Here is a 21,739-nt window from a genome sequence, read left to right as displayed (position 1 = left end):
TTTGTGCAGTTAAAGCGTCACAGTCAGTGGCGGTTCTGGCAGTTCTAAGAAGCATGCTATCACTCGATACAATTCGCCTTCTGCGACGGTAATCTTGCCGTCAGACTCAATAGCCAAACGACACGCCTTAACAAACTGGCGTCGTTGAAGTGGCTTAAGTTGCAGCAACAACTCAAGTGCTGCGCGACTTAAGCGCCAGTCGTTATTTGGTTCTACTAGCGTGGTTTCTGCAAACCCTAGCGATTTGAGTGAAGCGTTGAATGCTCGCTGCGCGCCTTCGTGCTCTGAATGGGTGACCCATGCCAATTCACGTAGTAACCAGTGAACGCTTTCTTTGAGCTGCTTAAAGGTTTTGTTCTGGCGAGTAGAACCAAATGGTGCAATAAGCTGCTTTTCTAACAAGTTAATGACGCACCATTCACCTAGTGAGTAATGATTATCGGTTTGAGACAATTCACGCAACACTTGGCAAAGTCTACTTTTCTGACCTTCACTTATCGATTTAAGCGCAGGGAGAGCGAGCTCTAGTAGAGGAAGCCTCAAATGTAGGGGCAAATCGTAATCCAGCCACGGTAACAGCTTTGCGTGCGAGACCATTGGAATATGACCTTTAATCATCTCACGTTGCACATCACTACCATCAAAGATCAGAAGCAATGCAATAAAGCGCGAACTGTAGGGTTCACGCGCAATGTCTACCAAGTCTTGGGGCAATTGGCTGATAAGCAGTTTACCCGTTTCACTTAGCTCTGAAGAAGTTTGTGTTTCAACTTGAGTTTCAAGGTGCGTAGAACCAAAATCGGCATCGGACGAAAACCCACTGACTTGTTCATTTCCAAACGCTGAAGCGTGGTTCTGACTTCTGTGTAAAAAGCTGCCGTCCCAGTTAGGTTCGATGCGACGGATTCGCTCTTCCAGAGGTGGGTGAGTAGCGAAGAAGCCGGTGAAGCCAGACAAACTGCTTTGCCCAAACATCATGTGGCTCATTTGGCTGCTCGCTTGTGCATTTAAGCTAGATCCAGATGCGTGACCGCCAATCTTCTTTAGAGCACCTGAAATGCCTTGGTCATTACGAGTAAACTGAACCGCACTCGCATCGGCTAAGAACTCACGTTGTCGTGAGATAGCTGCTTTGATCATTGAGCCAAATAAAGTACCAACCCAACCAAGCACTAAACATACAATCGCGACCAACATGATGACAGCAAAGCCTTTATCAGAATCGGAGGAGCTTCTTGATGAGCGGCTAGTGTAGTGTGTGTTGTCGAGAACCAAGTGACCCAAATGCGCAATACAAGTAATGCCGAACAAGACGCCTATCAAGCGTGTATTCAATCGCATATCGCCATTTAACACATGGCTGAATTCGTGAGCAATAACGCCTTGCAGCTCATCTCGGGAAAAGCTGTCAAGCGCGCCTTGTGTAACACCAATGACGGCATCATCAATACTCATGCCTGCGGCAAATGCGTTGATACCTCGCTCTTCCTGCATTACATAAACAGGAGGGACGGGAATACCAGATGCAATTGCCATCTCCTCAACCACATTAAGTAATTGACGGTGTTTTGTGTCAGTTGTATTCGAGGACATGAGCTTACCCCCAATACTTTCGGCAACGCCGCGTCCGCCATTAGAAGAAAGCTCAGATAAGCGGAACATCGAACTGATTGCGACAATTAAGGCTACGCCCCCAAAGCACAGCAAGGTGTAGGTGATAGCGGTTCGTTGATCAAACGGCTCACCAGTGACCCCGTAATAAATGGCAATCGACAGTACGCTGACCAAACCAGTGATGATTAATACTGCTAAGGAAAACAGAAACACCAAAAGCCCGGTACGTTGACGTGCGGTATCTTGATGGTCAAAGAAATCCATTAGAACTCAACCTTTGGCGCTTCTTGGATTGCTTCGCTGTCTGCAAACTCAAGCAGCTTACCGTCTTGGAAGCCAAACATATTGGCAAACAGAACGGGTGGAAAAGTTTGCTTGTAGGTGTTGTAGCTGGTCACTGCATCGTTAAAAGCTTGGCGAGCAAAAGCGACTTTATTCTCTGTGCTGGTCAGCTCTTCTTGCAGTTGGCTCATGGTTTCGTTGGCTTTCAGTTCTGGGTACGCTTCTACAACCACATTTAACTTGCCTAGTGCATTTTGTAACATGCCTTCTGCTTGTGCTAATTGGCTAATGGCTGCGTCGCTGTCTGGTGCGTTACTGGCTGCTTTCAAACCGGATATTGCTTGGTTTCGAGCTTGAATCACTCGCTCAAACGTTTCTTTCTCATGCTCCATGTAGCCCTTTGCTGTACTAACAAGGTTTGGGATCAGGTCGTAGCGACGTTTTAACTGAACCTCAATTTGAGCAAAGCTGTTTTTAAAGCGGTTACGTAGCGTCACTAGCTTGTTGTAAATGCTGACCGCAAACACCGCGATAAGCAAAAGGATGACGATAAAAACAATAAGTGAAGTCATAGTAAGTTCCATTTTTTGAATGTATTGGAACGTTATATAAGTAGCTGAGATATTAAGCAAATTAGTCTGGCTTATAATGTGCTGTGTTTTGTAAATAAGAGACACATTGCGTATTCAATAGGGAGTATCAGAGGGAGGAAAAGTGTTGACGAGGTGTGTTGAATCGATGCAAAAAGGCTCGACATAGAAGCCGAGCCTTTGTAAATCGCTATTATACGGTCGGTGCTTATGCCGTCATTGGTACAAGAACCATCGTACCGATGATAACCGTAAGCAGACCAGCTAGAACTGGTACTGATGTACGTTTCACCACTTCGAATGGGCTGATGTTTGCCATACCAGAAGTCGCAACGATTACACCAGATACTGGCGAGATAGTACGACCTAAGTTAGATGCTTGTAGCATTGGGATGATTAGGAACGCAGGGTTAAGACCCATCTTCGCAGCCAGTGAAGGAGCAAGCTCTACGAACGCGTAGAATGGAGCGTTACCAGAACCCGTCGCAATCGCAGCGGCAACAGTTAGACCCGTTAGGATAAGCATGAGCGCAATGCCGCCCGCACCCGCGTTGTCTGCAAGGTGTAGTAGGTTATCGATAGCGCCAATAGACATTAGACCTTGTGCGAATACGCCCGCCGCAACCAACAGCATGACTACACCTTTGAACGCGTCTGCCATACCGGCATAGCATGAATCGAGATCTTCAAGTGACTTCTTACCGTCGAACTTGTTCACCACATAGTGAATCACAGCACCCAAGAAGATAGAACCTACCACGATAGTGTAGATGTCTAGAGTCAGTCCAGGAATCGTACGACCGTTGAATAGGAATACACCGATGATTGGAAGGAAAGGAAGAACTGCGTAGAACGCTGGTGCATCAGCTTTGATTTCTGATACGTCAATTTTTTCCATTGGTGTGTTGTCTTTCTTATCTAGGTATTTATTCCAGAAGAAAGCTGCTGCAGCCATTACGATGATTGCACAAATAGACACAGGCAGTACGGTTTGAACCGCGAACACGTCAAGCGCTAGGCCTGATTTTTCCGCAGCGATGACCACGTCCCCAGATGTTGGTGAAAGAATGATTGCCGCAGGTGAAGCACATACTGCAACCGCTGCTGGGCGAGAGATACCCATAGCCGTCATCATCGGGAACAGGGTTGCCATCAACAAAACGCCTAGGCCAGTTGCTGAACTCACTGCAAGAGACATCAAACATGCCACGATGTAAGCCGCTACCAAAAGGACGTATGGAGACTTGATAACAGAAAGCGGTTTAGAGAACTGTTTTACTACTACATTGTTTGCGCCGATGTGGGTCATGTAAGACGCAAAGCCACAAAGTAGCATGATTTGCATACCTAGGCCGCCACCACGGTATTGAAGCATGTATTTTACGTACTCTAGTGAGTCCGTCACCATATTACCCGTTGAGGTTATTTTTGATGGCAGAACGTCATGGCCAAGCAGACCTGTCATAAGAAGCAAACTGATACCTGCGGTTAATAACACGCCAGCGGCTTTGTAGCCTTTGACAATGAAATAACCCACAGCAATGGTCACTGCCAAGCCAATTAAGAGCTCTAACATAGGGTTGTCTCCAGATATTATGAAAAAAAGAAAGAAACTGTTTCAGTTTATGACAAGGAATTTACAGAATTCTTTCTTGTGGCACGAGACTAAATTAGAGCTAGCATGATCTAAAACAAATAATAGATTAATAAATAATTGCGCTGGATTATATTGTTTAAATTACGTTTTGTAGGTGTTATGCACTGGTTTTATTGATTTTAAAGAACGGAAAATATGAACGATTTGTCGAATAAAAATCGTACGAAATGATTAAAAAATAGGAAAAGCGATAGTTCGAGCTAGATCACGTTAAAGGGGCTTGATTGAACAAAAAAGCTCCGAATGAACGGAGCTTTTGTTTTGACGTCTTTATATTGAAGCGCGAGTTACACGTTATGCGTAGCGTCGCACTAAGAGGTTCCAACTGCGTTGTTGACGTTCAAATTCTTCCTTAATTTGTTCGTATTTCAGCTTTGATACGGAACGTTCGTACTTTTTCACTACCGTTGCTGTTTTCTCACCAAGCACTTCTTTTCGCGCTTCATAATATTCTTGCATGTGGTGTACAAGTGCATCGAATTCCTGCTGAAGTTGGTCTCGAATCGATTGGCTATTCGGTTTCGTTTCTAACTTTTCTTTTGCCTTTTTCAGCAACTGAGTTGCGCGCGCTTTTTCGATACGGAAAGTCGATGTCGTACGAAGTTTGGTTGTTAACCCCAGCCAAGAGCATGATTTTATCAACCATTTCGTTGGGTCGTAATGCCACCAGTACACACCATTTCGGTAATCGTTCTCAAAGATATGGTGGAAATTATGGTATCCCTCACCAAAGGTAAAGAAAGCCAAAATACCGTTATCACGAGCCGTGTTTTTGTCTGTGAAGGTTTGCTTACCCCAAACGTGCGCCAATGAGTTAATAAAGAAGGTAGTGTGATGGCTTAGGAAGAGGCGAGCTGCTCCAACGATTAAAAACATTCCCAATACATCGCCGTATATCAAACCCAATGCGAGAGGAAAGCCAATATTGGTCAGAATTGCGAGTGGAACATAATATTTATGCTGCCACACGACGACCTTATCGCGTTTCAAATCACGACAGTTGGTGTACTCGTTTTCTTTCGATTTATTATAGTCGCGTAACATCCAACCAATATGCGAATACCAAAATCCGCGTTTCGCTGAATATGGGTCTTTGTCATTGTCATCTACATGTTTGTGGTGAACACGATGATCAGAAGACCAATGCATTGCACTGTTTTGAAGAGAGAAAGCACCACCGATGGCAAAGATGAATCGTAAAACTGGGTGAGCTTCATAGGTTTTGTGGCTCCACAGACGGTGATAACCCGCGGTAATGGAGAGATTGGTAAAACTAAAGGCGATGATACCCCAGATCAGATGCTCCCAACCTAATCCGTAGTGGTATGCATACCAAGGCAATACAACAAAAGTCAGAATAAAACTGGCAGAAAATATCAATAGATTCAACCAGATAATGGGCGGTTTATTATGCGTCACGATGTGTCCCTAACTTTGAGCTAACAACTGTTCGCTAGAATATCAGCGTACACGTGTAAGTCAAACTAAAGTTAGACGACTTTGTATCGAGTTGTGACTGCTCTATCGCTGCACAATGTTTATGATTTATCGCGCTTATTGGTGGGATATTTTGCTTTTAAACGAATAATGAGTAGTATTAATCAATGAGCTATGGCGTTAGATTTGTAAAATCTGCCAATAATAAGACCGGAATGAGGTGGAAAATGCCAAAGCTCGATAGAGAAGCAAAGAAATGTAAGAAAATAGGAATACGTAATGGAATTACGATTAGCGGAATATAAGGATTATGAACGCATCGCGCAGTTACACGTGGACAGTTGGAAGCGACATTACCGTGGCATTCTGAGTGACGGCTATTTGGATAGCGAAGCGAGTGACGACAAATTACTGATTTGGCAAACGCGTCTGACAAACCCTCCATTTAACCAACACATCGTATTAGCAGAAGAGGGTGGTCTTCTTCTTGGTTTTGTTTGTGTGTTCGGTAATCATGACTTTGAACGTGGCAGCTTCATTGAAGCGCTACATGTTGATGGTGGTTATCAAGGGCGTGGGATCGGCAAACAGCTTTTACTTGCGGTTGCGGAGTGGCACCAACAATATTTCAAAGATAGTGGTTTATATCTTGAGGTAGTTTCACAAAATGAACCCGCGGTAGAATTTTATCAGCATATCGGTGGGCAAGAGTGTCAAGAGCGCAGTTGGAAAGCGCCTAGTGGAAATGAGGTCATGGAAAAAGTATTCCGTTGGTCCAGTGCTCAATCCTTAGTGAGCGGGATTGAAGAAAACGTAATTTATTCTTAGACATTACTCACGTATCAAACATGAACGAGCAGCGAATTCGCTGCTCTTTTTTATGGCTCACAGGAAAGCAGAAGATTAGAATATTAATCCAAGCTGTTTCAAGGCAGTTTCGCATTGTTGAGCATTTTCAAACTGAATTGCAGCCATACCAACCGCTTTTGCCCCCTCTACGTTATAAGGCATATCATCAAGAAACACCGTTTCTGAAGCAACAAGTTGGTGAGCCTCAAGAAGGTTCTGATAGATTTCTGGTTGAGGTTTCAATAACCCCAATTCGGCAGAAACCGTCGTGCCATCGAACAGCGGCCAGAATTGATACGTTGATTTGAGATACTCAACAATTTCAACCACGTTGTCGGTTAATGCATAGACGCCATAACCCGCAGCCTTTAAACGTTTCAGTAAATCGACACTGCCATAAATCAGCAATTGTGTTTGTTTTACATAATAAAAGAGTCGTTCACAATCTGCTGCTGAAAGTTGCTTCTCTTGTTGATAACGCTGTTTGGCTTGCGACTCGCTAATCAGGCCTTTATTTAAGTCCATCCAAATTGAGCTTGTGAACAGATCTTTGACGAGCCATTCCACATCGGCATCATTGCCAAAAGTGAGTCTAACAATTTCGATTGGCGACCATCTAACGAGTACATTTCCAACATCGAATACGACATTTTTGATTGCTATTGGTTGCATAGGCTTCCTTGTTTGATAAGTTGAGCCGGTGAGAGCGTGTTCTTTCTAGAAATTGATGTTGCACGGCTTTCCTGCATGAGACATTGCGCGAGTTCGCGTTTTTGTTTATTTAATATTCGAATTTGCTTAATTATTAATTTTGTGAATATAACGAGCTGAATTTAAAGTAGAGCGTCGCGAAATATTTGATTGAAGTCTCACTGCTTATGCTCCTTAAGTAATATATAATTGAAGGGCAAATAGAATGAAAACAAAGCAAACCATAAAATTAGTCAACAACGTTAAGGCTTAGTTAATAAAGTATTCAATATGGACGCGATTCGCAAAGTTTATCAGTACGCAGAACCAAACCTAACGCTAGTAGGATGGATGGGCTTTGTTGGATTCCCAATCTATTACGTGGTGTGGGAGTTTATGTTCCCGCAACCCTATGAAAATCTACCGCTACGTTTACTGTGTTCCGTTTTGTTCTTCGGCATCATTGCTCGTAATCGTATGCCTTTTCAATGGCGCCGATATTTACCTGCTTACTACCAAGTTGCGGTCACACTTTGTTTACCTTGCTTCTTTTTCTACATGTTGTTGATGAATAATTGGTCCAACGTGTGGGTCATGTCCTTTATGTCGGCGATATTTCTGCATATTTTGTTGGTACATATTACGCGAGTAATGTTTGCTCAAACATTTGCCGGGATTGGGCTAGCGACGTTTTTTGCTTGGGTTGCTCAAGGTTTCCATTTAGAACTCACGATGGATTGGACTCACGTGCCAATCTTTTTGTTTATTTACCTGTTTGGCAACTTGTTTTACTTCCGTAATCAGGTCGAGCACGAAGCAAAGGTTTCTTTGGCTAAGTCTTTTGGGGCTGGTATCGCCCATGAAATGCGCAACCCTCTTAGCGGCTTACTAACGTCGATTGATGTTATTCAATCCGTGCTGCCCAACCCTAAACAGGGGAGGAAAGAACAATATGTTTTAAGTGATGAAGATGTGACACTGTTACGGGAAGTGAGCGATGACGCAATGAACATCATTCACTCTGGAAACGAGACGATTGATTTGTTGCTTACCTCGATTGATGAAAATCGTGTCTCTCGCTCAACATTCAAGAAACACTCAGCACAAACTGTCGTGGAGAGTGCTATCGAGAGCTTCAGCTATAAACGTTCGACAGACCGTTTTGCTATCTCTTTGGATGTAAGAAGTGAATTTGATTTCTTAGGTAGTGATACGTTGTTGAAGTATGTGATGTACAACCTATTCAAGAATGCCTTTCATCATCGCAGTTCCGAAGATTTTCATATTCACGTCACCATGTACAGTGATGAGGTCGTGAACCAAATTGTTGTTACGGATAACGGTTCAGGTATTCCGAGCGAGGTGATTCGCAGCATCTTCAGAGATTTTTACACGACCGGTAAATCAGGTAATTATGGATTAGGATTGCCATTTTGTAAGAAGGTGATGCGTTCATTCGGCGGCGACATCAAGTGCCAATCAGAAGTTGGTGAATGGTCTCAGTTCACCATGACGTTTCCACTGATTACCTCAAACTCGGTTAAAGAAATTAAAAATGAGCTGACCAAGCTGAAGACCGTTTTAATGGTTACGGAACAAAATATATTGGTTGCAAAAGTTACTGATATTGCGCGCTTTATGGGGTTTGAATTGACCGTTTTGGATATTGCGCCAGCCCTCAAGAAGAAAGAATATGAGTTCGAATTTGACCTTATTTTTGTTGATATGGAAAGCTTGGATTCTAGAGGAAGTCACCTCGATAAAATTGAGTCTTTGCTATCGTTCACAGAAGCTCGTATCGTCTATTTGTTTGAGCACCATCCAATAGAACGAGTTCGTAATGTGAGTTTTGACGCGATTTGGGTCGAAACTCAAGCGTGGCTCTTGAACACCAAAGCCACTATTGACCGTTTGCTCTATGATGCGAGCTATGTTGTCACAGCACTGCCAGTGCGCCCTTTAGACGCGACAAATAAGCGCACGATAATGGTAGTTGATGACAATGAATCTTTACGAAAATTCACCGCAATGTTGTTAGAAAAGCAAGGTTTTGATGTTATTCAAAAAGAAGATGGACAACAGGCTTTAGATGCGTTGGATACCGATAGCATCGACCTTATCTTGATGGACATTGAGATGCCAGTAATGGATGGCGTAGAGGCGTCACGACGTATTCGTGGGGCAAATAAAGCGTATTCGGCTGTACCTATTATTGCACATACTGGTGATAGTTCTCCGGTAACATTAGATAAGATTGGTTCTTCTGGGATGTCTGATTTTATTGTTAAGCCCGCAGATAAGAACCGACTCTTCGATAAGATTGCAAACTGGATCTAACTGAAATCAATAACGAGTAGAGCTCAGCAACACGCTGAGCTCTTTTATTTTAGCGGCAATATACAAGCTTCCATTCAAAAGGGCCGTTGTCTTTTCTTATTATACGAACTCTAATTCTGGATGGTTAAACGCCTCCTGGCATACCGTAAGCACGTGGTCGATGTCTCGTGGTGTCATATCGGCGTTGATCGAGAAACGTATGATGTTTTTGTTCTTTCCTGTTGCAGGGCGACAGAATACTGCGCCAAAAACATCACGGTCTTCGAGAAAGTCACGCACACGTTCAGTATTTCGTTCGCTACCGCACTCTAAGGCAACAATTTGAGATTCGCTTCGAATATTAAACCCAATCTGTTTTAATCCAGTTCTGAGCTCTTTGGCGCGCTGAAAAAGGTCTTTACGTTTATGATCGGACCCTTTAATGACGTCCAACGTTTTCTCCAAGCGAATCACTTCTTGAGGCAATACCGTCGAGCTAAAAATCGCTGGATAAGCAACAAAAGGAAGTGTTTTCGCGAGTTTTTCTGGGCCGAGAATCGCTCCTGCTCGATAAGCAAAGGTTTTTGCCAGACTGACAGTAATGAAATCGACTTTATCAGTGAGTTCCAGCGCTTTTACCAAGCCAGAGCCGTTAGGCCCGTGTGTTCCTAATGAGTGGGATTCATCCACCACTAAAGCACAATCAAACTCACGCGCCATTTCGTAGATGTCGTGGAGTGGGGCGATCGTACCAATCGTGCTATAGACCGAATCTACCACGATGACGCCTGAGCCATGACGCTGGATCTGCTTACGCAAGTGGTTCATGTTGTTGTGCATGAATGGATGCGCTTGCGCTCCTGCTGCCCGAATACCTTCCCACAATGACATATGCGCAAAGAAGTCGATATAGACCGGTGTTTCAGGCGGACAAATGGTCTGCAGCAAACCAATGTTAGCAGCCCACCCCGATTGGGAAAGTAAACAACTGCCCATACCAACATAGTTGGCTAACAATGCTTCGAAAGCAGGCTTGGAGGACTCGTCTTGTAAGAAGATTGCTGACATCACCACGTTATCGTCGTGTTCAACGATCGCATCCCGATGTGCTTTCTGGATTTGTTCGTTATGAGACAACGCTAGGTAGTCATTACTTTTCATGATTACCGCGTTGCTTTTTGGACGTTTACCAAGAACCAAGTGCTTTTGGTTCTCGTTTTGTTCAATCAAATCTTGAAGGTAAAAATCCAGGCGTTCCTCAACAAAAGAAGGAAGTGGTTTCATTTTCGATTTATCACTCATAATAAGTTCTCTTCGTAATACAGAAAAACGCCAGCGCTGACAGCTATATAGTTTGACGAATATGAATGAACTGTCATTAGTCAAGTTGCATAACTTTGCGTGTCCTTGCAAACTCGGCATTTAAGGGTTGGGTGAGGTTTGTAACTCCTTACCATTCGGGGGTCTAACTAAGATCGTGCTTGAAAAATAACCGTTAATTTACGTAATAAAAATTAATGATTTTGTTTGATATTTCCTACAAAACTTAACGACGAAAGCAAATTACAAAGAGAGAAAGGGGGGGGGGCTTTTAGAGGTCTTAGTTCCACAAAATGTGAGAACGAATGTCTGACTTTTACGAAAAGAAGAATATATTTTTGATGCAAAAAAGGCGCGATAAATACGCGCCTTCAAAACGATGAGTATTGAACAAGTGTTGGTTAGCGTTTGTTACGAAGGTAACGCTTGCGACGCTCTTCTTTACGCTTGGCTTTTTCTTCTTCTTTACGCGCGGTTTCGATTTCTACTTCGATTAGCTCTTGAGTGATCATTTCTGGAAGCTCTAGAGTGATTTGACCTAGAGTGCCTTGACGCAGCTCGTGAAGAAGGATTTCAGATACTTTGTGAAGGTCTACACGTCCACCCGCACGTAAAGCACCGCGACGACGCCCGATCTCTTCCATTATTTCGATATCAGATTCAGGAAGCTCTTCAATTTGGTAGCGCTCTTTTAGTCGTTCAGGGTAATGAGCGGCTAAGTATTCAACGGTATAGAAGGCGACTTCATCATATTCCATTGCCGTGTCTTTTACTGCGCCAGTTGCTGCCAAACGGAAACCACTGTGTGGGTTTTCTACTTTTGGCCACAGGATCCCCGGAGTGTCAGAAAGAACGATACCATTTTGAAGGTTAATACGTTGCTGACGACGTGTAACCGCCGGTTGGTTGCCTGTTACTGCGATAGTTCGACCCGCCAAAGCATTGATAATGGTCGACTTCCCAACGTTGGGGATACCCATGATCATGGTGCGGATGTTTTTGCCGATTTCTTCGCGATGTGGAGCAAGCTTACGTACTAACTCCATAATTTTTTGGACTTCGGGCTGTTGAGAGGTAGTAATGGCAATCGCTTTTACGTTGTGTTCTTTCTCGAAATGGTCAATCCAAACTTGGGTTAACTCTGGATCCGCGAGATCACGTTTGTTCAGTACTTTTACTACTGGCTTATCTCCCTTGAGCTCCGCGATCATAGGGTTTTCACTACTAAAAGGGATACGAGCATCAAGCACTTCAATAATGACATCTATTTGAGGGATTGCTTCTGCAATCTCTTTTTGGGCTTTATGCATGTGGCCCGGAAACCACTGGATAGAGTTGTTAACCATCTGAAAAATCGCCTTATTGTTTCATGGTTATGCTGGTGGGTTATTCGTCTTATTTACATCACGTATGAAGATGTTAAGGAAGTGGGGCTAATTATCACCACTCGTTACCACTACAGCGAGCATGTGATGATCTTAACACTTTATTGGGGGAGCGGAAATGTTAGAGCAAGAGTGACAGGAAGATATTTAACGACTTAAGCACTGCTGGCGCTCCGATTTGGTCACTTTCGAATCGAAGCTCACAGACAGTGACGAGATTTTAGGTATTCACTAGCCAAGTTCTGTGTTGCGATGAACTGAAAAAAGAAACCAAAACGATATTAAGAGGCGTATTTATGTAACTCTTTAATGAGCTCTACACGCTCTTTTCTTGCCGCCAACATCATTTGCATGTTTACGGGGGGAGCAGGGTTGGTTCTGATTCGACGAGCATAATCAACAGGAACACCATCAACGATCAGCTCTAAATGGAGGTGTGGACCGGTTGTTCTTCCCGTATTACCTGTTCGGCCAATGGTTTGTCCTTTAGTGACATTGTCACCCACACGAACGTCGCTACTAGATAGATGTAGATAACGAGACATTGAGCCGTTGGTGTGACGAATATTAATGTAGTTGCCCGCAAAGCGGTTATACCGTGATTTAACAACAACACCGTCCGCAATACTCTGTATCGGTGTACCAATTGGGACTGCGTAATCGGTGCCCAAGTGTGGGGCAATCAATCCAGTGACTGGGTGTTTTCGTTTTAAATTGAAACCAGAGCTAACTTTGTGCTTTTTTGCTAGTGGAAATGAGTAATATGGCTTGCGAATTAGCTTATTGCCATATTCATCGTATGCGTTGTTGTTGCCATCACTAATAACGAAAAAGTTTCTTTTACTACCGGAATAGTAAAAAGAACTAATGTATTTTTCGTTATACCTATTAGTTCGGGTTTTTATTGAGAATTTATCGCCTTTTCGAACGGAGCCAATAATGTCAAATTCGTTTTCAATTAATTTCAGTAGTGATTTTATTTCTTTTTTAGATAATCCAGCGTTTATCAGAGATGTTACAAACGAGTAATCAATGCGGCCCGTTTTAATGGTCGTGCGACGAAAGTTAGTTTTGTATATTTGGCGAATGTTGCTGTGAATTACTACTTTAGGAACAATGGCTTGAATCTCATTCCTGGGGGAGAGTAATTGATGGGTAACTGACACTCCCGTAACGATCGCGAGCGCAATGATAACAAGGGGTAGAGCAAAGTTTTGCGCATGTTGTCTTAATATTAAACTTGTCATTAAAATAAAACTGTGCTTAGAGCCGAAAAATTGAGGGGAGTATAATATTTAAAATAAAATCTTACACGCCGTTATAGCCAATTCCTGTGTTTTTACTAATTAAATAACGATAGATGTGAAGTAGCGCTGCTAAAGAGGTTTAAAACTACCTATTTTCTTAGCGTTTATGTTTGATTTTATGGTTATTTTGTCACGTTGAGAAAATCCTAGACAATAATATAATCGCGGCAAAATATACTCTGCCAAATTACTATGTTCACTAAAAATACGCTAAAACCAACGTTAGGTCTCATGGCTGCTTCACTTTTATTGAGTGCATGTGGCGGTGGGGATGGTGGTGACAACACACCGCCAGCTAGGAATACAGGAAGCATCTCAGGTAACGTTTTTGACGCTCCAGTCAACGGTGCCAAGATCGAGGTGTTTGAATACAAGGATGGAAAAGTCGGCAGATTGCTTGCGGGTACGACTTCTGATGCCTTTGGTGATTACAAGCTTGAATTCGAATCCTCTTCGATGCCTTTGTATGTCGTCGCGCAGCAAGGTAGCTACACCGATCCTCTCACAAAAGAAATTGTGTCATCGAGCGCGGGCAAGACTTTGCGCTTAGAAGGGGTAGTGAATTTTAGTGAAGGTAGTGATCAGAAATTAATGCTCACACCACTGACTAATATCGTTTCTGGTTTAGCTAAGTATAAGATTTCTGGCGGCGAATCTGGCTCAGATGCGGTCTCTGAAGCCTTAGATAGTATCAATGGGATGTACGGGTTCAATGTCAATGAAACCACTCCGATTGACATAACGAAAGGTGGTCAAAGTAGCTTTGCCACTCCTGGTCACCAATACGGGGCTTTGCTAACAGCATACTCTTCATTTTCTTATGACCTTATTAAAAAATACGATCAGTCAGAAGATAACGTCTATACCTCAATGCATTTTGCTGATATTCAATTTCGTGATGTCATCGCTGATGGTCTTCTAGACGGCTTAGAAATCAGTGACTCGACAGGTGCAGTGACGCCGCTTACGTTTGGTCAACAGAGAATTACCAGCGACGTTTACACTCAAGATCTTTCTCAACACGTTTTGATTGTAGTGAACGACCCAGAGCTTAATATCTCAGGGACGGATGCTGATGATTACGTTGCTTTTAGTCAAAAAATTAATGACTTGGGAAGTCATGGTACGACCGATGGTGTTATTCCACCACGCGATGAAACCGAAATCGATACAACACCACCAACCATAACTCGCACCGATAGTGATGTATTAGCAAGAACAGATAGCGTAGATATCAGACTTAATGACGATATCGGTGTTCAATCTGTTTCTGCTTATGTGGAATATCAATTACATGGTGCTTGGTCAGGCGAATTCAAATGTAACGATCAACAAACTTCTGGCAGTGAGTTTTGTTCGGTTGATGCAAGCGGATTTGAAGTCGGTGTTCGAGAAACAAACATCAAAGTAAGTGTCGATACAAAAGCCATTGATGCCGTTGAGGTTGACTCAGACACAGGCCTTTCTAACGTGACTGCTGCTCGTTTGGTGTTTTACACGGCAGACGTTTTAGGCAATGAACTTGTTCCTGGTAGCAATTCAGGTCATTACGTTAATTTTGAGTGGGATAATGATGCACCTGTCATTTCTGTTACTTCGGCAAGCGCTATCAACAACGAACTTAAAGAGTACGTATTAAAAGGCATAGTAAAAGAAGCGTCTCAAGACATTAAGTCGGTCAGCGTATCTTTTAAAAGTGGGCTACCGAAAGATGTGTCTTGTTCTCCTGTGACCGCAGAGTCGGGCAGCGCTTGTGAGTTTAACGAACCGTATTCGACAGACGATTTCTTATCTACGACTACGTTCGATATCAAGGCGACCGATACCAAAGAAAACGTCGGTGAGTACCAGCATGCAGTAAGCCGTGACGATCAAGCGCCTGCTCAGATCATTACTTACCCTGAAGGGACATCGATGAATTACGTCAATGTCAGTCTAGATGGAGAACGGTCTACGTACGAAGGGGTTTACACGCAAGATACCTATACTTCAGACAACGTGCAGTCGAGCCGAGACTACTTGAAGATCGATTATGTCTATGCTGCTTCTGGCTTGAAATCAATTGATGGCGTTGATTTCGCCGATTTTCACGTCAACGTATTGAAAGAGAATAAGATCCCTTACGTGCGAGTTCGAGTTTCTGATGTGAACTCCGATACGGTTTTAGGCTCAAGTGCTGACAAACTTAAACTAGTCGTGAAGTACTACGTAAGCCAAAACAACGACAACAACTACGCATTTCAAAACACAACACAAACCTTGGCCTCGACGGACACTATCACTGCGAGCATTCCTCACGAAACTATTTTAGATAGCGAAGGCAGAGTCGATGAAGTTATTTACTACGTCCCTTTCGTAAAAGAGGTACTTGGTGATGGTTTTAAAAACGTTTCAGAAAACGCCAGCCAGAAACTAGTGATTCAAACCATCGACGAGTCCGACAACGAAAGTGCGACGCAAGAAGTTTACTTCCGAAGCAGTTTTGACCTACCGACCATGACGGTTGTGACCCCTTTCATTGGTGCACGTGTGCAATTAGAAGGTTTGAACCCAAATGGTGAATTTACCTCTCTAGCAAGTTGTACCACCATTCAGCAACCAGAAAGTGATCAAACTACCGCGCTTGATGTTGCTTCCTGTGAAGCCACGACGGACGTTGTCAATTATGAATTTATGCGAGTACGTTTAATTGGTGTAGAAGGGACAGACCCTCACTACTACCAATGGAAAGATGATGCAGGCGCCAAAGCGAGCGTTAATCTAAACAATGCCAATATCGGCGCATATTTTGAACTTGACGGTTCGAATACGTATTACGTGACCGAGCTTGCCACTTACCAGACAGGTTTGTTTGATTATCGTTGGAATCAGGTAGAAGCCGGTGACAAAACGTCAGAACGCGCCTCACAAATTCTTACGGATGTGAAATACGCGCTAGCTGGCGGTAATGATTCATTCTTCGGATTCGATCCAACCATTACGGCGTACGCTACAAATGAGATGCTTGAGGAGACAATTCCTAGCGCTCTCTCTAACGACTACCTGCACCGTTTCCTTGTTGAAGCAATTGATGACTTATCTCAGGACACACCTCGTAATAACTCTTCTGATTTCGCCTCCGCTATTTATGACGATCTTAGCTACGATGGTAAAGCAAACGGGATTGGCGCTGGTGGGAACCAAATCCAACTAGATGGTTATGTATTTAAACCGGATACCTACCGTAAAGATCTTGCTCAGTCCTACTACGATATCATGACTGAAAAATACGGCATCGCAGATAATATTGCTCAGCTTTATGCCGATGATATTTCTACGGCTAATCCTAAACTTGGCGAAGATAATATCTTTGATAGTGGGGGCGGCAGTATTGATATTTATCCGCCGAAACAAACGTTAACAATAGAGACTGGCCGCACAACAATGGTTGGCGACAAGCTATATGTCGCGGGTGAAGTGGTATCTAGAGTAATGTTAGAAGATCCATCTGGGGTTGTAGAGGAAGGCGACCAAGCCCCGAAATTCCAAAGCATGTGGTATGCAGTGGGAGACCCTAATACTGAAATTCCATTGGAACTTAAACCACAAGAATCTGGCGATAGTAATAAATTTAGAAAAGAGTACTTCTTTACCCTAAATACAGAGTCAGCAGATCTCACCGATATCATCGAGTTTGCGCTGGAGACAACGGCATTCGATACCAAAGGTAATGGATATACTGAGGCCGAGCCTCTTGTGGAGCGTTTGTATGTGGACAATGACTATCCCGAGGCGAGTTACATCCCTCCTATAGGTCCAGATAAAAACCCTGTAGGGGAAGATGTTTATCTGAGTATTAAAAATAACATCCACGATCTAACTTTTGAGTTGAAAGATGTGGTTGATGACAAACTCGAGAAACGTAGCTTACTTTTCTATAAGACATCTGGCGAAAGATACCCAGTTTCATATGATCAGTTTTATACCAACCAAAGCGATCGGTTTGTCGTACGCCTATGCAGTCAGGAAGATTGCTCGACTCAAGGAACAACAATTAACCCAGGTGATGGTGACTGGTTAACGGTAGTTAGCGCCGAAGATAACTTGGGGAATGCGGTGTCAGATGCCGACAATGGAGCGCCAAGGTTTCGTATTTATATCGACTCTGAGCCACCGGTTGTTAATGATGCGGAAATTACAGAGCGATTGGGTGGCAACGATGTTTGGACTCCGGTGATCGATTGGGGTGATCTTAGTCAAGGTAGCAATGTAAAAGTCGAACTAAGGAAAGGCTCAGGTCAGTCCCAAACGTTAGAAGCTTGCGATCCTGAAACAAGCGTTTGTGATCAACCATACCTCATTGGCGAGCAGCCGGATGTTAAAGTTCAATTGGTTGCTGAAGCCTTTAATTATGATTCCAAAAATGAATTTTATGTAACGGCAACGGATAAAGCCTATCCAGCAAACGAGAGTAGGAAGGGGACGTTCAGCTTTCAAGTTGATAATAAGGGACCAGTAGTTCTACTTTCTACCCCTTGGATTGAAGACGCTTTGAATAAAGAAAACACCGTAGTAGGACGTAAGTTCAATGTGCTTTTTGAATCAGTGACAGATGATTCTGGTATTGAAGAAATATCCTTGTTCCAGGTAGATAACCCTACAGTGTTAAAAACGTTTAAGCCTGCCGACCCAAGTCAAAAATTCGAAATGCCTCTTGTAGATGCTGACACTGACAAAATTGACCTGAGGGAAGGAAATCGCATCAGTCTCTATGTTAAAGCAAAAGATGTTCATGGTTTTGAAAGTCAATCGAATACAAATAGCGTAATTTTTGACAACAAAGGCCCAGAATTTAGCTTGATGGGGCACGATGTTAATAGTTACTACAATAGTGATTATGTCTTTGAGCTGAGAGCTACAGATTTAGGCCCGAATGGTAACGTTTCTACTGAGGGGGTAGACCGAGAAAACTTAGAGTACTGGATATTTGAGGATGTTGAACCAGCACCGGGTACTCCGGGAACAAAAATAGTTAATGCTGACGCTCTTAAAATCCCTTTAGGTGGGCAAAGTGATGGTGAGCATACGATTAGAGTTAAAGGTTCAGATACTCGTGGTAACTCATCAACAAAAGACTTTTTGGTTAACGTGAGCAGTAAGCGTCCCCAATTAGATCTTACGATTGCTTATGCAGATAGTGGCGACTTAATTGAACGAGTTATATATGAAGAAGGTAACATAAAGCTAACTTTAAAAGTAACCGATGTGAGTGGTGTTAAAGAAATTAAATCTACTTATAAATACTCGGGTGAAAGTAAAGCGACAGACTTTCAGTTTTATAAAGTCGACGGTTCAGAGGACACTTGGGAAGCTACATTAACCCAGTCTCAACTAAGTACAGATGGGAACTATGAACTGAGTATTAGTGTTGAAAATAATGTCCAACATAACGGTGCTCCACTAGTTACCGACATTAACCGCACGTTAAGCGTCCAGCGTAATGGTGTCGCACTTGAAATTGCAGAGCCTACTCATGATTTTCAGAACTATGTTTCTGACGGCGTGCTGGACGTCACATTCAAAACACTAAGTGAAGTTAAAGCAAAAAGCATAGAGTGTTGGGTTCGTAAGGAACACAATGGCAACGATACCCCTACTAGTGGAGAAAAGCCTACTTCTGGCGTGAAGAATATTTCTTCGGGGCAAGAGCCTAGTTGCAGCGTTGACTCGGAAAATATTTCGTATTCACCTGCTGTTTTGATTGTCCAAACTACGGGCACGAATGGAGCGGTAGCAGTTCAGAAGTTTGACTTTAAAATGATGGATGCAGAGTCTCCAAAGACAGTTTCACCAGAAACAGATCAATACGTATTTCAGGGTTATGAGGTGACCTATTTAAAAGATGACCCAACCAATACAAAGTATCTAGCGTTCGACCTGATATTCAAAGATGAGTTGTCAGGAGTAAATATTACCGACAACGCGGATTTCCCTAAGTTAATTAGAATGGCTGGAGGTATTCCGTTTAGCGCTGAGAGTTGTGTTTTGAATGCCAATGGTGAAGCTGTTTGCCGTTACAAAGAAAAGTATGCCGATATCATTCAAAAGACGACGGTTACTCATGCCTATAAAATTTCCAACATTACTGATAATGCAGGCAACTTAGCAGCAGAACATGAGTTTGAATTCTTATTACCAACTGAAGAGCCGGTAGTTGAAATTACAAGCCCTGAAGGTAGTGATGTATTAAATGGTAAAATCCTCGATGTAGACTTTAGAGTTAAGCTTGCCGAATACTCGGACATAGAAAACGTCAGTGTTACTTTCGGTGGCCAGTCATACGACTTAAAAAATAACGCTGATAACTTCAGAAACTTCACCACCTGTAGTGATGATGACACGTCTCGCTGTTCAACATTTCATAGTGACGAGTTGGATGCGGGTCTAGAAAATAGAGCGTTATCAATCGAGGTTCTGGTCACTGACGTTTGGGAAAACCGTGGGTTAGATTTAGTTGAAGATATTCGATTTGATAATACTGCTCCTGTCATTGGAGATGCGATCACGGTTACTGAGCAACCAGATGACAAAGTTAGGTTCACTTTTGTCGAGATGAAAGATGACGTCAGTGGTTTAGCGAGGGTTAAGTACACTGTGCGAGCGCTTGGTTTTGAAGAAGAAAAAACGGAAAACATGACTTATTTCGAGCTATCCAAAGATCAGCTCTTAGGTCGTGATCAGATAACGGTTGAGGTAATCGCGACTGATGCGGTGGATAACCAAAGTAGTGAAGACAAGGTTATCGATCTGACAGTGCCGACTATTACTCTCTCATTTAATGACATGACTAGCTTGCTGGGAGGCAAGCTAGCATTCACTAAAGAAAGTCAATCGTTCACGATTACGACTACAGAGGGGGAGCATGTCAAGGCAACTCATTATTCCATTGATATGGTTCCAACTACCGGAGACCCGCTTAACTTCAACGGCAATATTGTGTCGTCAAGCGCGACTGGTACCATGGATTTTGCAATTGATGACCAAGCTGAATACATATACAAAGTGACAGTAACTGACTCAATGGGACGTGCTATTAAAGACTTTACGCTTTTTAATAACACTTATGATGCCGAAGGTATCGCATCAGTTGTTGATTATGAGGCCCCTGAAGTGTCGATTGTCGATACGACGCAGGATGACAAAGCGACAGATGATGGCAAATATCAGTTGGATATAACTGCTCAAGTAACAGACAAAAACTTAAGTTCAGTAACATCAACAGCTGACAATGGTTCAGGTCTACCAGTAGGGCCACAGTCAATCACGGATCCTACCAACGATGGCGAACCTTATGTGTTCCACTACTTGTTATCACCAGGAGATTACACGATAAAAGTAATCGCGTCTGATGCTGTCAGCAATCAAACGGAAAAAACGACAACATACAAAGTAGAAGCAGCAACAGTTCCAGAGCTAACAATATCGACGACTGCAAGCACACCTTTGGCTGGTGGCGTCGAAGTCTCGCTTACGTTTACGTTTACAGAAGAAGTCACAGAATTTGATATTTCAGACGTAAAGTTAGATGAGAATAATGGCGGTGAGTTAAAACCTTTATCTTGGAGTACCACTGACAACATAACTTGGACAGTCAGATACATAACACCAGAAAGAGAAAATAAAGACATAACCATACGGGTGGATGATGGGAGCTATAAGAGCATCAACAATATCCCCGGAAAAGGGGATAGTTTGATTCTGGGGGTAGAAGGTGTATTGCCAACACTGACTAAAGTAACGTTTGATCCTCTGCATCAAGAAATCGGAAAGGCAGTAGACGTTAAGCTTGAGTTTGACAAAGAGTTACAAGAAGCAACGGCAACATTAGGTGCGAACAATGTTACTTCGCTAACGTCTGATCCTGCTGATAAGAAAGTTTGGACCGGTACCGTTAATGTCCCAGACGTACCAGAACTCGGTGTTGGCCTAGTGGTGAGTCAATATAAAGACCTAGTAGGTAATGTGGGTGAGGACAATACGTCGTATGAATTGCCAATCACGCCAACCTTAACCGTTGAAAATATCAGTGATGTTAACGAAACGGGCGCTGCAAGCGTTGTCGTCAGTGGCGATAGCACACGCTTTGAAACTTCTGACGAACTGACCATCAAAGCGGTCGATACGGACAATAAAGAAGTCACGAAAACCACGACAGCGGCTGCATTGGGTAAATGGAACGCGACGCTTGATGTCTCTGGTCTTAAAGACGGCACCATTACGGTGACGGTTAATGGTACTAACGACTTGGGCGCA

At 43.1% G+C, this 21,739-nt stretch carries 11 protein-coding genes; 3 read left to right on the top strand and 8 right to left on the bottom strand.

Features of this window, described 5'->3' with window-relative positions:
* Positions 1 to 9 precede the first annotated feature (9 nt).
* The 4 genes from BCT11_RS17990 to BCT11_RS17975 all read right to left on the bottom strand — a co-directional run bounded on the left by BCT11_RS17990 (position 10) and on the right by BCT11_RS17975 (position 5,562).
* A complete protein-coding gene (locus BCT11_RS17990) occupies positions 10 to 1,878 on the bottom strand; it encodes a M48 family metallopeptidase (RefSeq protein ID WP_102388891.1) in 1,869 nt (622 codons plus the stop codon).
* Entirely contained in the window at positions 1,878 to 2,468 is a 591-nt protein-coding gene (locus tag BCT11_RS17985) for a LemA family protein (protein WP_198593965.1), read from the bottom strand. Before BCT11_RS17985 ends, BCT11_RS17990 begins: the two co-directional genes overlap by 1 nt.
* 226 nt (positions 2,469 to 2,694) lie before the next feature.
* Positions 2,695 to 4,062 (bottom strand): anaerobic C4-dicarboxylate transporter DcuC, encoded by a 1,368-nt coding sequence (dcuC, locus tag BCT11_RS17980; protein ID WP_042602435.1) that lies wholly within the window; start codon positions 4,060 to 4,062, stop codon positions 2,695 to 2,697.
* A 375-nt stretch (positions 4,063 to 4,437) separates the two neighbouring features.
* Positions 4,438 to 5,562, bottom strand: coding sequence for a fatty acid desaturase (locus tag BCT11_RS17975; RefSeq protein ID WP_038878823.1), 1,125 nt, complete (start codon positions 5,560 to 5,562; stop codon positions 4,438 to 4,440).
* 297 nt (positions 5,563 to 5,859) lie between these two features.
* Between BCT11_RS17975 and BCT11_RS17970 the strand changes: the two genes are divergently transcribed.
* Positions 5,860 to 6,408: a GNAT family N-acetyltransferase gene (locus BCT11_RS17970; protein WP_038867865.1), complete on the top strand. Its 549-nt coding sequence runs from the start codon at positions 5,860 to 5,862 to the stop codon at positions 6,406 to 6,408.
* A gap of 75 nt (positions 6,409 to 6,483) precedes the next feature.
* Here BCT11_RS17970 and BCT11_RS17965 read toward each other — a convergent pair whose 3' ends face one another.
* The gene (locus BCT11_RS17965; RefSeq protein ID WP_042606496.1) at positions 6,484 to 7,101 is read right to left on the bottom strand and encodes an HAD family phosphatase; all 618 of its coding nucleotides are present in this window, start codon (positions 7,099 to 7,101) and stop codon (positions 6,484 to 6,486) included.
* Between the two features lie 309 nt (positions 7,102 to 7,410).
* Here BCT11_RS17965 and BCT11_RS17960 point away from each other — a divergent pair, with 309 nt between their 5' ends.
* Complete coding sequence (locus BCT11_RS17960) at positions 7,411 to 9,456, top strand: hybrid sensor histidine kinase/response regulator (protein ID WP_102388890.1); 2,046 nt, start codon at positions 7,411 to 7,413, stop codon at positions 9,454 to 9,456.
* A gap of 99 nt (positions 9,457 to 9,555) precedes the next feature.
* On the opposite strand, the gene cqsA is transcribed toward BCT11_RS17960, so the two are convergent.
* The 3 genes from cqsA to BCT11_RS17945 form a co-directional block, all read right to left on the bottom strand.
* Positions 9,556 to 10,857: an alpha-hydroxyketone-type quorum-sensing autoinducer synthase gene (gene cqsA, locus BCT11_RS17955; protein ID WP_102388889.1), complete on the bottom strand. Its 1,302-nt coding sequence runs from the start codon at positions 10,855 to 10,857 to the stop codon at positions 9,556 to 9,558.
* Between the two features lie 299 nt (positions 10,858 to 11,156).
* The gene (ylqF, locus tag BCT11_RS17950; protein WP_038867858.1) at positions 11,157 to 12,101 is read right to left on the bottom strand and encodes a ribosome biogenesis GTPase YlqF; all 945 of its coding nucleotides are present in this window, start codon (positions 12,099 to 12,101) and stop codon (positions 11,157 to 11,159) included.
* 320 nt (positions 12,102 to 12,421) lie between these two features.
* Complete coding sequence (locus tag BCT11_RS17945) at positions 12,422 to 13,387, bottom strand: peptidoglycan DD-metalloendopeptidase family protein (RefSeq protein ID WP_102388888.1); 966 nt, start codon at positions 13,385 to 13,387, stop codon at positions 12,422 to 12,424.
* Between the two features lie 291 nt (positions 13,388 to 13,678).
* Here BCT11_RS17945 and BCT11_RS17940 point away from each other — a divergent pair.
* Positions 13,679 to 21,739, top strand: an 8,061-nt coding sequence (locus tag BCT11_RS17940) for an Ig-like domain-containing protein (protein WP_241909032.1), incomplete at its 3' end; no start/stop codon positions are given.

The organism is Vibrio sp. 10N.222.52.B12 (assembly GCF_002875385.1).
Taxonomy (GTDB): Bacteria; Pseudomonadota; Gammaproteobacteria; order Enterobacterales; family Vibrionaceae; genus Vibrio; species Vibrio jasicida.
The sequence above is the reverse complement of the archived record's forward strand: the minus strand, read 5'-3'. Positions and strand labels throughout refer to the sequence as shown.